We start from the raw sequence: 14,631 nt of genomic DNA, 5'->3' as shown, positions 1-14,631 counted from the left end.
CGATCGCCCATTGAACCTTTCGATCTCTACTCCCAATAGCAGGGTGCTTATACCACCAAAAAGTTTAAAACTCCCACCAGAATCACCAGAGCAAACCAAACACCCGAACCAATGAACAGCAGGGGTTTAGATTGATCCCAGTTTTGGGGAGAGGCATAAGCGACAGGGACGCCCACGACCATCACAAAAGACAAGAAAACCAGAGCGGCAAGAGCCAGTTGAAAAATAATTGTCATTTTTTTTTCTTCCTTTGACAGCAGTGGTCTAGTAATCAGGGTTTGAACTAGAGCAAACATCGGTTAATTAATTGCTCTGATTCTTAACCTACCAAAAAATGACCCACTGATACATTTACGCGACAAAAGTCCTGCTATTGCTGAACAATGCAGCGATGGCACTATCACCATTGAAGGTAACAGAGGCGTTATCCCGCAAAGCTTTTAGAAAGATTCCATGCATCGCTTGATGGTTTAAGGTCGATGAGGATGATTCGACTCGTCCCCTCTTAGGCTCAAGAATCCACACCAACCTCGGCAACCAAGCGAAGAAGTCTCAAAGGTAGGGCGGAAAAATCATGATGAGGGCGCGAGTGGCGGATCCATTTTCAACTCTTGTCGGGTATTATACCCGATTATCCGCAGAGGCCCAGCACATATAGGATTAAATCCTTACTCTCATAGAGGGGATAGAAGCTTTATTGTTAGGGAGGATGGGGGGATTGGTCGTTGGTCGTTGGTCATTGGTCATGGGTTGATGGGGGAGATATGGAGGATAGGGTCCATGTTTGTAGTAACGACTGAAGTCGTTACCGCGTTACGAAAGCGTAAGGCCAAGTAACGCCCTCAGCGATAGCTCGTCCTCCAGTTCCGCAGCAGCCGCTAGACCCTCGGATTGCTCGTGTTATGGCATCCGCCATAACACGAGAGCAACGACAGCAAGTCGTTACTACAAACATGGACCCCATCAACCAAGGACATAAGACCAAGGACAAATGACAAATGACAAGAAAAATGGACATTATTTTGTGTCATACCACAGCAGATTTTGATACCTTGGGGGCTGCGGTGGGACTGACGCGGTTATCCCCAGGAAGTCGAATTGTACTGACTGGAGGCTCTCATCCGGGAGTGCGGCAATTTTTGGCCTTACATCGCGATGAGTATCCCTTGATTGAACGGCGATCAGTGAATCCCGATCGCATTCGTTCGGTGACAGTGGTGGATACCCAACAGCGCGATCGCCTGGGTAAAGCAGCAGAATGGTTAGACTTGCCGGTCCCGATTTCGGTGTGGGATCATCACCCTCATACTCAGTGTGATATCCGGGCTACAGAGACCCATATTGAAGCCCTAGGAGCCACGACGACTGTGATCGTAGAACAGCTTCGCCTGGGGTTAGACCCTCATCCAAACGGGCCAGTCTTGAATGTGGCGGAAGCAACAGTTATGGCCCTGGGCATTCATGTGGATACGGGGTCCTTAACCTTTGACCATACGACTCCACGAGATGCGATCGCCTTAGCTTGGTTAATGGAACAAGGCGCTTCCTTATCGGTGATTGCTGAATATATCGAACCGGGATTATCTCCCCGCCTCCAGGACCTGCTCACCACCGCATTAGACACCCTGCACACCGAAAAAATCCAGGGTCATCCCGTTTCTACAGTGCTGTTAGAGACCCCCGAATACATTGCGGGATTATCCAGTGTGGCGGCGCAAATCATGGAGATTACCGACACCGAGGCACTGCTGTTGGGAAATCGCTATCCCATTAAAGGCTCAAATGAACATCGGCTGGTTGTGATTGGGCGATCGCGCATTTCTGGAACCAATCTCCAAACCTTATTGAACCCTTGGGGGGGTGGGGGACATCCCCGTGCCAGTTCCGTTAGTTTGCGCCTCACGGACCCCAGGGTTACCTTTCAGGAAATCCTCGAAGAATTTAAAAAACAGATTCCTCATCAACCTGTCGCCAGAGAATTGATGTCCTCTCCCGTCCGGACCATTCGACCCGAGACTACCATTCATGAAGCTCAACGGATTCTATTGCGGTACGGACATTCGGGGTTATCCGTGGTCAATGAAGCGGGAACCCTGGTGGGGGTGATTTGTCGCCGGGACCTGGATATTGCCCTCCATCATGGATTGGGTCATGCGCCAGTCAAAGGCTACATGAGTAGCAATGTTAGAACGATCGCCCCTGATACGCCCTTACCTGAGATTGAGGACCTGATGGTTACCTTTGATATCGGGCGATTGCCGGTGTTGTTTCAGGACTCCTTACAAGGCATTGTTACCCGCACCGATGTGTTGCGACAACTGCACCAGGATAGTGAGATCGGCTCTAAGAGCAATTTAACCAGTGGAAGTCCGCCCTATTGTCCCTTACCTCGGGAAGTCGCCTCCCTCCTGAGTAGTCGCCTCGCGCTGCAACTGGTGACCCTCCTCAATCGGGCGGCCCACCTGGCGGAAGAACGGGGTTGGCATCTCTATCTCGTTGGTGGAGCCGTGCGGGACATCCTTTGGGCAATTTATCACCAAGAGGGGAGTTCGGGGTTTAGATCCCCAGGGGAACAGGAGGGTTTGAAAGAAGGCGATCGCGCACCCCTGCTACTGACGGATATTGATTTAGTGGTGGATGGATTTGATTCCCGTGCCGATGATGCTGCCGGGGTCGAACTGGCGGAACAACTCCAAAAACTCTATCCCACGGCTCGTTTAGATATTCACGGTCAATTCCAAACCGCTGCCTTGCTGTGGCATAAAGACCCGGAGTTAGATTCTTTGTGGGTTGATATTGCCACAGCGCGGACGGAATTTTATCCCTATCCAGCAGCGAATCCCGAAGTGGAAGCGTCTTCCATTCGGCAAGACCTCTACCGCAGAGATTTTACCTTGAATGCCCTAGCTGTGAGGCTCACCGGGCCCAATCGTCGGGGAGAAATTTTGGATTTTTTTGGGGGATGGTTAGATTTGCAGGCGGGACAGATTCGGGTGTTACACGCCAATAGTTTTATTGAAGACCCGACGCGGATTTATCGGGCGGTGCGGTTTGCCGTGCGGTTAGGATTTGAGATTGAAGCGCAGACTCAAGGGTATATTCGGCTGGCGATGGAGAGTGGGGTTTATTTGCGATCGCCTGAGTTAACTCGTCGCGTACCCGCATTGGAAACCCGACTGAAAAATGAACTGAAATATATTTTACAAGCCCCCTACTGGCAACGAGCTTTGCAATTATTAGATTCCTTTGATGCTTTACGCTGCATCCATCCCAGCTTAAAATTAGACCGGGATTTATGGCAGCAATTGCGATCGGTCGATCGCTGGATTCGTCAAATTCAGGGTACGGTGAAGGGAGCTGAATCACCGCTCAAGACCCTTCCCGAATCCTGGCAGATTCGCTTAGAACTGCTGATTGCTCATTTAGAGCCGCAATGGAGGGGGGAGGTGGCCCAAAATTTGCAAATGAGTAGCGATAGCATTGAGCGCTTAAAACAGTTGGCAACGGCAGCGATCGCAATCATGCCGGTGAGGGAGACTTCCCGACCCAGCGAGGTAGTCCGATTGTTAAGCCCTTATGACCGGACGTTGTTGATGGCGATCGCCGTCATGAGTCCCAAAGCACTCAGGCGGAGAATTTGGCAATATATCCATCACTGGATGAATGTCAAACCGTTACTCAACGGCAACGACCTGAAAGCCCTCGGTTACCAACCCGGACCCCAGTTTAAGACCATTTTAGACCGCCTGCTTGCGGCCACCCTAGACGGGGAAATCCAAAACCGCACTGATGCTGAGGCTTATCTAGGCCAATATTTTCCCCGCGACTCCATTCAACAGCCCTAGGGAATTTTCAATTCAGGCAGTCAAAAGGGTTCGGTTTTGGGAAGATTTTTAGATACAACTTTCCTTGCTAACTCTCTACCACTAAACCAATATGGATGCGAATGAACTGCTGAAGCGGTATGCAGCAGGAGAAAGGGATTTTCGGGGTGCCTACTTAGTCCGTGCTGACTTGATGTTTGCTGAACTGAGTCTGGCGGATTTATATGATGCCGATCTCAGTTGTGCTGACCTGTTTGAGGCCAAACTCAGTGGCATCAAACTCAGTGGAGCTAATTTAGAAAATGCTCACCTGAGCCGTGCGGACTTAAGTAACGGCAAGCTCTTTGGAGCTAAATTAAGCTATGCCGACCTCAGTCGGGCCGATTTGTTTCGGGCCGATTTATTTCGAGCCGAGCTCAGCGATGCGGACCTTCATCGCGCTAATCTCACGCGCGCCGACCTCAGTGGAGCCAATCTGACTCGGGCTAATTTGAATGAAGCCACCTTAAGTCAAGCTAATTTAAGCGATAGTAATCTTTCTTTTGCCAGCCTGAATAATGCCAAGTTGAATGGGGCTAAATTAAATGGGGCCAATTTAAGTGAAGCGCGACTGTTTGATAGTGACCTCACCGGGGCCAAATTAGAAAAAGCCGACCTTAGAAATGCCGAACTATTCGCGGCTAAATTAATCGAAGCCAATTTAGTAGAAGCCGATTTACGCAATGCCAAATTTAGCGAAGCCAATTTGAGCAAAGCCAAGCTAGATGGAACCAACCTGTCGGGGAGCAATCTGAGTCGCACCAACCTCAGTGAAGCCAGTTTGAGTGAAGCCAATTTGACCGAAGCGAACCTCAGTGAAGCAACCTTACGGAAAGCGAACCTCACCGGGGTCAAATTGTGCGATGCTAATCTCAGTCGGGCTAACCTCAGTGAAGCGAATTTAGTCGGAGCGGATCTCTCAAGTCCCAAGAAAGAGCCGATCGCCGAGCGGTCCTTGTCCCTGAAAAACAAAAAGTCGGTCATGCTAGGTCGCGATCCCAGCGTCTCTTTACAGATTTATTCCCCCTTTGTCTCTCGTCGTCATGCTTCCATCGACATCGAAGACAACGGACAATATATCATCCGTGACCACAACAGCACGAATGGGGTTTTTGTCAATGACCAGCAGATCGAGGAATCAATGGTTTTACCCGATGGGGCCAGAATTCGTATTGGACCTTTTCTGTTAATTCTCAACGGGGATGAACTGGAGTTGCAGGATGAGCAAAACCGGCAACCTACTTCCTTGAGTGAGGCTGATTTAAGTCAGGCGGACTTGCGAAATGCTAATCTGACTGGGGCTAATTTCTATCGGGCTAACCTCAAAGGTGCTAACCTTTATGGCGCGAACCTCACGGGCAGCAATCTGAGCCATACCAACCTTTCGGGCGCTACAATGCCAGATGGGTCAATTCATCCCTAGGCGATCGCTACAGTGATCCCAACAACTGGCGAGGGTTTGAACCTCTACAGCCTGCCTAGAGGGTTGAAACCGTTTGCAATCCGGAGGACCAGCAACCGGGTTTCTCTCCGACAGAAAGCTGCTAATTGCTACAAATTTTGTCAAGAAGCCCGGTTTCTCAGGGTTCCTGTGCCGAGTTGCTAGATAGCTGTGACTTGCCAATATTTGCTAGAGTATTTCATCTGGAGTTAGTCTCCCCCTGAATGCGCATCCTTACCGAAACTTCTACTTCTAATTTCTAAAATGCTAAGAGCCGGAATTGTCGGACTCCCCAATGTGGGAAAATCTACTTTATTTAATGCCTTAGTTGCGAATGCTAAAGCGCAAGCGGCTAACTTCCCCTTCTGCACCATCGAACCCAATGTGGGGGTCGTGGCAGTGCCAGATGAGCGGTTAACGATGTTGGCAAAACTCTCAAAATCCGAGCAAATCGTCCCTACCCGCATCGAATTTGTGGATATTGCCGGGTTAGTCAAAGGGGCCAGCAAAGGTGAGGGCCTGGGCAACCAGTTTTTATCTCATATTCGGCAAGTAGACGCGATCGTGCAGGTGGTGCGTTGTTTTGACGATGAAAATATTATTCACGTCGCCGGTTCTGTCGATCCCGTCCGGGATATCGAAATCATTAATTTAGAACTGGCATTAGCTGATTTAGCCCAAATTGAGCGGCGCATGGATCGCACCCGCAAATTAGCGCGCAGCAGTAAAGAAGGCCAACTCGAAATGGCTGCTTTAGAAAAATTAGCCGCCGCCTTGAATGAAGGCAAACAAGCCCGTCAAGTGTCTTTAACGGCGGAGGAAGCTGAATCCATTGAGCAGCTTGAGCTACTCACAAGTAAGCCGATTATTTATGCAGCGAATGTCTCGGAAGATGACTTAGCTACGGGCAATCAATGGGTGGAAAAGGTTCGAGAAATTGCCTCGATAGAAAATGCTAAGGTGGTGATTATTTCGGCTCAGGTTGAATCAGAACTGGTGGAACTTCCGGAAGAGGAACGGGGCGATTTTCTCGCTTCTTTGGGTGTGGAAGAAGGCGGATTAAAGTCTTTGATTGCCGCGACTTATCAATTGTTGGGGTTACGCACATTTCTCACTACGGGACCGAAAGAAACCCGGGCTTGGACCATTCGCGAAGGGATGTTAGCACCTCAAGCCGCAGGGGTGATTCATACAGATTTTGAGCGGGGTTTCATTCGGGCTGAAACCGTTGCCTATCAGGATTTGGTGACTACAGGTTCGATGAATGCGGCGAAGGAAAAGGGTTTGATTCGCAGTGAAGGAAAAGAGTATGTGGTTCAAGAAGGGGATGTGATGCTGTTCCGGTTTAATGTTTAAGCTGGAAGGGGTGGAGAAATCTCGAAGAGGAATGGGGTTAGGGGAAGCCACCTTACCCGGGCGATCGCTATCTTAGTTCACGTCCCAATATTATAGTTTCCCCTGACTCCGCTGAAGGGGTACTGCATCGCTGTACCCCAAGGGATTTACTCCATTTTGAAATAATCTTTAGCCGCTTGCTCCGTATCATTTCCCAATCGAGTAATGAGATACTCGCTATAAGCGCTATTATTTAAAGGAAAACTGGAATTTTCTAAAATAAACTCAGGAAATATCGCTGGTAAATCAGAGGTTCCTTCTTTGCCTTGGCGAGGAATTGTATGATTAACAATTCGATATCCCTGAGAATTTTTATTGAAAATCAGTGCTACGGGAAAACTACCCCCTCGCTTCTGGAAGAGTTGATTGTTTTCCACATCATATTCATGACAGACCACCCACAAATATTGGTGAATGTTTCGTTTCTTTGCTTCCATTCCATAGACCTGGTACGCGCAAAAGGTACGATTCACCAAGGCATCTACTCCGACGATATCTTTGATAAAGCGGGAGTTTTCCATGTACTCAGCAGTGGCTTGTTCAATGTTAAAGGAACTGTGGGAGTTGAGGCCAGGATCTCGACTGTCGCATCCCCCCAGCATCAAGGCAGCCGGGAGGAGTGGCACACCGATAAACCATTGGAAGAATAAGGACAGTGTACGCATTGCTATAAGGTAAAGTTTATAGATAGAGTTTTGCCTGCATTGTCTTAGGGGTATGACTGTAGCAAGCGTGTCCTTTAAGATTCGGTTAGACTGTGACTGATTCTAGACAAATCTTTCCCCTACAGATGTAATAGTTTATACTCAAAAGAGGTAAGTTTTTAATAAAGAAGATTAAAAAATATTAAAATTTTACTTGTCCAGGGATAATTGGGATAAATTTCTCATAAACCTATCCGAAGATGAGGAAGCTGGCGGGGTGATGAGGGAGAATGCCGCAACAGGCGATCGCACCGGGAACGAGTGCTGTCAGGGAGTCCATCCCTTTAGGCGGTAATCTGGGCCAGAAGGTGGAAACCGCTGGGGGAACTGGACGGCTTTAGGGAGTGGTAAGAAGCTTTAGGGATTTTTAAAACAGGATAAAACGGATAAAACGATCCGTTCAGGAATTTTTTAGGGAATTTTTAGGAAATTGAAAGGGGAAGGGGCCAGGGATAGAAAGTAGTAATAATTTAGCCGCCTTGGACTAGGATCACTTTCCTGGGGATAGGTTTTCAGAGGGGATCTAGGAGCACAGCAGGGGGAGAGTAGACTTGCTCAGGAAGAGAGAGTCCAGTTCCTTGAGGCCAAATTGGCGAGCGATCGCCCTAAATTTAAAGCAATTAACGGATATAAATTGGGAATAATAGAGGGGCGTTTATTGAAGGAAAAATTTTCCTAGGCGTAAAGGCTTATCCCGTAAGCAAATTTTACGGAAACTTTACCCAATCCGATCACAACCTTGACAATTCCCCCTGGCGTATATAATAATCTCCAGAGACAATAAAATGAAGGGGATTCAAGGTCAAACTCCATTAAACCGTTTAGAGGGTGCTAGAGAAACTACCATTGGTCAACCATAATAAATATGGCGGTTTTTACGGAGTAAAATTCAAGGAAATGGACTGCAACGCGGAAACCAGCAACCATTCTTGAACATTTCTGGAACATTCAGGGTGCGCCAGACTAGAACGGGCAGCAGTGAACTTGATGCCCCCACTCAAAGGGGAAAGTCGGTCTATCCTAGACTACCCAGTGATTTATCGTTCATTACAAAAAATTTGCAGGAAGTAACCGGATGAACTGACCCACTAGCTGAAAAGCAAGAGACGTAAATTGGATGGCAATCGTGAATTGAAACCCGCTCAATCCTTAGTTTTTGCTCAAGGGTTGAGCCGTGGAAAATCTCACGCGATCGCGCCTAGCTTTCAGGTTAACTGGGGCAGTTCACTTGCGGGTGACCCCCTCTCAGGTGAAGGAAAATGAAACCAGGAATTTTGTCTACCACAGCACTCGTGATTGCACTGAGCTTTGCCGGTTCAGTAACTGCTCAACCGGGTGTCAACTACGACACGCGCACCCAAGCGTCCTCAAAACGTGACCCGGATTCGGTTAGAAAAACACCCTCAACCCAGGCCCCTTCTCAACTCCAGCACAATGCCAGAGTTGCGGCTGGCATCGAGATCAACAAACAGGCGATCGCTGCTATCAGCCAATTTTTGAATAACCTTGATTCCCCTAGCCCTAGCAGCGAGAACCTACCGCTTCAGACCCTCGATGCACCAAGCGTCTCCCCGGAATTACCGCCCTTAGCGGCTGCCAGCATTTACTTACCCGAATTAGCCCCAACGATGAGCGGCTATCTGTGGCCCGCCCAAGGGGTCCTCTCCTCCGGCTATGGCTGGCGATGGGGACGGATGCACCACGGCATTGATATCGCTGGACCCATCGGCACTCCCATCCTAGCCGCCGCTAGTGGGGTGGTGATTACGGCGGAATGGCACACGGGAGGCTATGGCAATCTCGTGGAAATTGAACATTCTGACGGCAGTATTACCCTCTACGCCCACAACGATCGCATCCTGGTCAACAAAGGGGATCAGGTCCAAGGGGGCCAATTAATCGCCGAAATGGGCAGTACCGGCTTTAGTACCGGACCCCATTTGCACTTTGAAGTCCATCTTCCAGAACAAGGGTCGGTCAATCCTCTGGCTTATCTTCCCGAATCGGGATTATCTGCGCGATTGCCTAGAGCAAGAGCATCGATGCCTACAGCATGGGCGCGGTAATGCCCGAGTTGGTTGAGTGGGGCTGCGATCGCGTTGGGTCCCTCCAAGCCTTAGCCCAGCAGTTTCTGGAAACCCACTTAAACCTCCTGTGGCCTACTTAAATTCGGGTAACTTCTGTAGAAGTTATCCGCTTTTTTTTAGTTAGGTGTAACATCGCTACCGTTGAGGCTGACAAATCAGACTGGCTTAGTTAAAATCAATGGCGATTCTCGCGATCGCACCCCCTCCTATGAACCACTCTTCCCCCCACCGCTTCCATCTTCCCTTGTCCGCGCTCCTCGTCCTCTTACTTGCCAGTTGCACCCCGATAAAAACGAGGGAATGCCGTCGCCTAATTCAAGCCCTAGACCAAGGCACAACCACCCTCAACCGCTTAGAACTCACACCACTGACTGGGAGTCAAGCTGCCGATGCGGTGGAACTCTCCGTTAAAGCCATCAAAACCATCTCATTAACGGACGAAACCATTATCAGCTTTCAAACCCGGGCAGTCGCCCTCTACGAACAAATCGGCACAACCTTGCGAGAGACCAGCGGCATTGCCACAATGGTGAGCAATCTCCAACCCACCCCGAAAGGTTTGCAAACCCGCAACACAGCCCAAACCCAAGTTGCCAAGGCGATCGCCTCCATCAAACAATCTACCGAAGATGCCACAGTGCTACTCGCCGAAATCGAGGAATACTGCCTCAGACAACCCGAACCCTAACCTCTCCCCCAACTCCCCCAACTCCCCCAACTCCCCCAACTCCCCCAACTCCCCCAACTCCCCCAACTCCCCCAACTCCCCCATCTCCCCCATCTCCCCCATCATGAGTTACTGTCTCAATCCCAGCTGCCCCAATCCCAGCGATCCCGTGAATGAAAACACCCGCTATTGCGCCCAGTGTGGCTCGGATTTATTAGTAGCAGAACGCTGTCGAGCGCTTCACCTGCTGGGTAGCAACAGCTATGAAAAAACCTTTGAAGTGACTGAAGCTGGAACGGCCAAAATTTTGAAGGTTCTCCAGCTTGATGACCCGGTAGCCGTGACCCTGTTTCAACAACAAGCCTTACTCTTAGGGAAAATCCAACATTTGGGGATTCCTCAACTCCAACAAGGCGGTTATTTCAGCTTTGCCGCGACGAACAGTTCCACGGCTGTGCATGGGATGTTGATGGAAAAAATCGCGGGCTTAAATTTAGAGCAGTGGATGAAAAATCGCGCCTATCAACCGATTTCTCAAGACTTAGCGCTCAAGTGGACCCAACAAATTGCTGAAATTTTACAGCCGATTCATCAAACCCCTTATTTACACCTGAATATTAAGCCTAGTAATATTATCTTGACGGATTCTGGACAATTAGTCTTGATTGATTTTGGCACAGCCAGACAGGTGAGTGCGAGTTATTTACGCACGGTGGAACTGTCCCCTCGTCTGAAGAGTATTGACTCGGGAGGATATACCCCACCGGAACAACTCAAACATGAAGCGGTAGCGCAATCGGATTTTTTTGCTTTGGGACGAACGATGGTGTATTTGCTCACGGCTAGGGACCCATTGAGCTTTTACAATGCAGAGACTTCAGGGTTTTCTTGGCGCGATCGCGCACCGCAAATTTCTGAACGGGTGGGGGATTTTATCGATCGCCTCATGGATCCGGCCCTGAGTAAGAGAATCCAAACCACGGAAGAAATTTTACAGCAATTAGGGGAATTGCAGCCCCAGGTGGCGCAGATGGAATGGGGATCTGGGTCAGTGGAGGCGATCGCCCTATCCCAGGGTCAAGAAGCTGCCCCTTCAGGGAGTCTACTGTTGCCTGCCCTGGAACTGCCTAGCTTTCCGCAACTCCTCCCGGGGAGGGGTGAGGAAAGCGTTGATGCAGTCGCCCAGTTTAAAGGCGATCGCAAAGGGTGGAGACTGGTTGGGGTGTTAGGAATCTGGGCGCTGATTGGATTAGTGGGGGGAATGGGTTCGTGGTTTTTAGTCACGCGCACGAGTAGCGCCTATCAGTGTCAACGATTGTTGGCAATGATCAACGAGGGGGGACAACAAGTGACTCAAATTGAGGGAACTGATGCCACTGCCGCTAACAAAATGGCCCAACATCTTGATCGCCTTGCCAAAGAATTGTTAGGGATGAAGATATCCGATACTAAGGTCCAACCCTATCCCCCACAGTTGGGGAAAAGTTATCAACAATTGAGTCTGTCGTTTCGGCAAATTGGAGAAGCGATCGCTATTGTGGATGCAGCCCCCTTATCCAAAGCTGGTTTAGACCAGGTGAAAGCCGCCCGCAAAAAAGCTGAAGAAGCCGGTCGAGCAGCTGAAGAAGCCGCCAAAACTGCCGATGGAGTAGCCGGACAAATTCATACTTACTGTAAAAAATAGTTGCAGTAGAATAGAACCAAAGAAAAATCCCGCCAATTTTCTAGAATTTTTTTGTAAAAATTCCCCGAGTTTTGGCTTGATTAATTGATATTTAAAGATGGATTTCTAGGTTTAAAATATAGTGACCTAACTGAACATTTTGGGACCAAAGTTCGTATTCTAGGCGCAAATGTTCGGGAATTGGGCGGCCTGAAAGGGTTAAGCTGCGAGTATAATTTCGCATCCGTAACTGGCCATTGGTGCCGTCGGTTTCATTTTGCAGCCAATAGCGGCTCGTTCCATACATTCCGCGTTCCCACTGGTGACGATAGCTAAATGGACCATTCCCCTGCATGGTCATAATCACGCGGTAGGGAGAAATTTCCAGCCACAAGAGTCGGGAAGTAATCGCAGTGGGTAGGGTACTGACTTCCTCCGTGGCAGCGGACTCTGGAAAATCCCACAGTGCCGGTTCCGTGAGGAGTAAATGAAAGCGCTCTTGGTCCTTTTGATAAAGGGTAGCAGCGGTTTCCACCACGGACCAGAGGGGGAGATCAGTCGAGATCAAGCAAAGGCTTACAGGTTTGCGGCGATGGGTCAGCATGAGGGTTGTAACGAAGAGCGTGTGAAGAGTTTTCCAGCAATTAACAAGACTAGGGGTGACTTGCTCTCAATTTTAGTATGGCAGCAGAGTCAAGAACGGTGTAGGATCGCCCTAAGCCATCCCATCACAGTTTAGCCCAATGCCCAGTTCGATAGTAAATGTAAGAATTACGGAATCTCAGCAACAATTAACCATTGATAGACCTGCTAAGGGTTTATCGGTGCAAGGACGGATTCGAGTGCCGGGGGATAAGTCAATTTCCCACCGGGCTTTGATGTTGGGGGCGATCGCCAAGGGTGAAACCACGATTGAGGGGCTGCTATTGGGAGAAGACCCTCGGAGTACCGCCCGATGTTTTCAGGCATTGGGGGCAGAAATTTCCCCCCTGAATGAACAACGGGTGCGGGTGCGTGGTGTCGGAGTCGGAGAATTAATCGAACCGGCGGATATATTAGATGCGGGAAATTCGGGGACGACGATGCGATTAATGCTGGGCATCCTCGCGAGTCATCCCGACCGATTTTTTACCGTAACTGGGGATAAATCCCTGCGATCGCGTCCCATGTCTCGGGTGGTTAAGCCTTTACAACAAATGGGTGCTCAAATCTGGGGTCGCAATGGCAATTCGCTGGCCCCTCTAGCCGTTCAAGGTCAATCCTTGAGGCCCATTCATTATCACTCACCGATCGCCTCGGCTCAGGTTAAGTCTTGTATCTTACTTGCAGCTTTGATGGCTCAAGGAACCACTACCATCACGGAACCCGCCGTATCTCGGGACCACAGCGAACGGATGCTCAAGGCATTTGGGGCCGAAATCACCACGGATCCCGATACGAAAAGCGTGATGATCACAGGACCGGCTCAACTTCAGGGTCAATCGGTGATTGTGCCTGGGGATATCAGTTCTGCAGCATTCTGGATTGTGGCAGCGGCGATCGTGCCGGATTCAGACTTGACCATTGAAAATGTCGGCATCAATCCGACAAGGACGGGGATTTTAGAAGCCCTGGAAATGATGGATGCAGATATTCAATTAGAAAATGAGCGGATGGTTGCTGGGGAACCCGTAGCCGATATCCGGGTGCGTCATTCGCAACTGAAGGGTTGCACCATTAGCGGGGATATTATTCCTAGACTGATTGATGAGATTCCGATTCTGGCAGTGGCGGCAATTTTTGCTCAGGGTCAGACGGTGATTTCCGAGGCGGCAGAATTGCGGGTGAAAGAGAGCGATCGCCTTGCCGTGACGGCGACGGTACTCAATCAGATGGGGGCGAAAATCACTGAGTTGCCTGATGGTTTAGAAATTACTGGGGGGACGCCCTTACAGGGGACTGATGTGGAGAGTTATGATGATCATCGGATTGCCATGAGTTTAGCGATCGCTGCTTTAAATGCCAAGGGAACCACTACGATTCATCATGCCGAAGCTGCCGCTATTTCTTACCCGGATTTTACGGCTACTTTGCGACAAGTTTGCGAAGAATGCTAATTCAAAAGCGATCGTTCAGGTCGGTTTCATTCCTGAACAGGAACTTTAGGCGATCGGAATTTAAAACCTTTTCTAAAATTCATTCGAGCAAATCAGGAGTAATCCCATGTCGGAACCGAGTTCTAAACCGAAAAGCCCTCTGGGGTTTGATGAAATCATTGCAATTTTTGTGGCATTTTCGACCCTAGGTACAATTTTTATCTTATCCTTCCCCAGCACGGAGAGAGGCTTAAATATTTTTGAAACGGGAACCACTTCTCCCACTTCTGAAGGGGTTATCCCCAGGGGTCAAACTCCTCAAACCCCCGTGAATCCCTTAGTCAATCCCGGACAAGTTCCCCCTGTTTCCCCTCAGTCCAGCAATCCCACAACCTCCCCCCAAGGGAATTCCACCTCTTTCTTCGGCAATTCCACAGCTTGGGGTGGGTTGGCAGTCCCGCTTTTCTCCCCCAACCCCGCCTTGAACCCCACAGAAGCACCCACCAGGGAAGGGTCAGGAGAAGCAACTTCTACCTCACCGGGGACGCCGATTCTCTCCAGTCCGACAACGGAGAAAACTACCCCAACGGAACCTCCAAAGTCCCCAAACCCCACTTCATCTCCCTCGGCAACTCCTACAACGGAAGGGAAAACGGACTCTACCCCAACGGAACCTCCAAAGTCCCCAAACCCCACTTCATCTCCCTCGGCAACTCCTACAACGGAAGGGAAAACG

At 49.6% G+C, this 14,631-nt stretch carries 11 protein-coding genes; 7 read left to right on the top strand and 4 right to left on the bottom strand.

Annotated features, from left to right (window positions below):
* Positions 1-47 precede the first annotated feature (47 nt).
* Positions 48-236: a photosystem II reaction center protein PsbZ gene (gene psbZ, locus NG792_RS21370; RefSeq protein ID WP_015151721.1), complete on the bottom strand. Its 189-nt coding sequence runs from the start codon at positions 234-236 to the stop codon at positions 48-50.
* A 774-nt stretch (positions 237-1,010) separates the two neighbouring features.
* Here psbZ and NG792_RS21360 point away from each other — a divergent pair.
* From NG792_RS21360 to ychF, 3 genes are all read left to right on the top strand, one after another.
* On the top strand, positions 1,011-3,845 hold the full coding sequence (locus NG792_RS21360) for a CBS domain-containing protein (protein ID WP_261236743.1): 2,835 nt from the start codon (positions 1,011-1,013) through the stop codon (positions 3,843-3,845).
* 91 nt (positions 3,846-3,936) lie between these two features.
* Positions 3,937-5,286 carry a pentapeptide repeat-containing protein gene (locus NG792_RS21355; RefSeq protein WP_261201353.1) on the top strand — a complete coding sequence of 450 codons (1,350 nt, stop codon included), beginning with the start codon at positions 3,937-3,939 and terminating at the stop codon, positions 5,284-5,286.
* 282 nt (positions 5,287-5,568) lie between these two features.
* The gene (gene ychF / locus NG792_RS21350; RefSeq protein WP_261201352.1) at positions 5,569-6,660 is read left to right on the top strand and encodes a redox-regulated ATPase YchF; all 1,092 of its coding nucleotides are present in this window, start codon (positions 5,569-5,571) and stop codon (positions 6,658-6,660) included.
* Between the two features lie 146 nt (positions 6,661-6,806).
* On the opposite strand, the gene NG792_RS21345 is transcribed toward ychF, so the two are convergent.
* Entirely contained in the window at positions 6,807-7,364 is a 558-nt protein-coding gene (locus NG792_RS21345) for a hypothetical protein (RefSeq protein ID WP_261201351.1), read from the bottom strand.
* Positions 7,365-8,662: 1,298 nt separating this feature from the next.
* Between NG792_RS21345 and NG792_RS21340 the strand changes: the two genes are divergently transcribed.
* From NG792_RS21340 to NG792_RS21330, 3 genes are all read left to right on the top strand, one after another.
* Positions 8,663-9,469 (top strand): M23 family metallopeptidase, encoded by an 807-nt coding sequence (locus NG792_RS21340; RefSeq protein WP_261236722.1) that lies wholly within the window; start codon positions 8,663-8,665, stop codon positions 9,467-9,469.
* A 229-nt stretch (positions 9,470-9,698) separates the two neighbouring features.
* The gene (locus tag NG792_RS21335) at positions 9,699-10,178 is read left to right on the top strand and encodes a hypothetical protein (protein WP_261201349.1); all 480 of its coding nucleotides are present in this window, start codon (positions 9,699-9,701) and stop codon (positions 10,176-10,178) included.
* Positions 10,120-11,841: a serine/threonine protein kinase gene (locus NG792_RS21330; RefSeq protein WP_353961711.1), complete on the top strand. Its 1,722-nt coding sequence runs from the start codon at positions 10,120-10,122 to the stop codon at positions 11,839-11,841. The genes NG792_RS21335 and NG792_RS21330 overlap by 59 nt, the downstream gene beginning before the upstream one ends.
* A gap of 91 nt (positions 11,842-11,932) precedes the next feature.
* Here NG792_RS21330 and NG792_RS21325 read toward each other — a convergent pair whose 3' ends face one another.
* Positions 11,933-12,424, bottom strand: a complete 492-nt coding sequence (locus NG792_RS21325) for a hypothetical protein (RefSeq protein ID WP_261201347.1) — start codon at positions 12,422-12,424, stop codon at positions 11,933-11,935.
* A gap of 139 nt (positions 12,425-12,563) precedes the next feature.
* Between NG792_RS21325 and aroA the strand changes: the two genes are divergently transcribed.
* Positions 12,564-13,916 carry a 3-phosphoshikimate 1-carboxyvinyltransferase gene (gene aroA / locus NG792_RS21320; RefSeq protein WP_261236720.1) on the top strand — a complete coding sequence of 451 codons (1,353 nt, stop codon included), beginning with the start codon at positions 12,564-12,566 and terminating at the stop codon, positions 13,914-13,916.
* A gap of 351 nt (positions 13,917-14,267) precedes the next feature.
* On the opposite strand, the gene NG792_RS21315 is transcribed toward aroA, so the two are convergent.
* On the bottom strand, positions 14,268-14,631 hold a 364-nt coding region (locus NG792_RS21315), incomplete at its 5' end, for a hypothetical protein (RefSeq protein WP_261236719.1).

The sequence above is a fragment of the Laspinema olomoucense D3b genome (assembly GCF_025370785.1).
GTDB classification, from domain to species: domain Bacteria; phylum Cyanobacteriota; class Cyanobacteriia; order Cyanobacteriales; family Laspinemataceae; genus Laspinema; species Laspinema olomoucense.
Note: the sequence above shows the minus strand (reverse complement) of the source record. Positions and strands in the feature narration are given on the sequence as shown.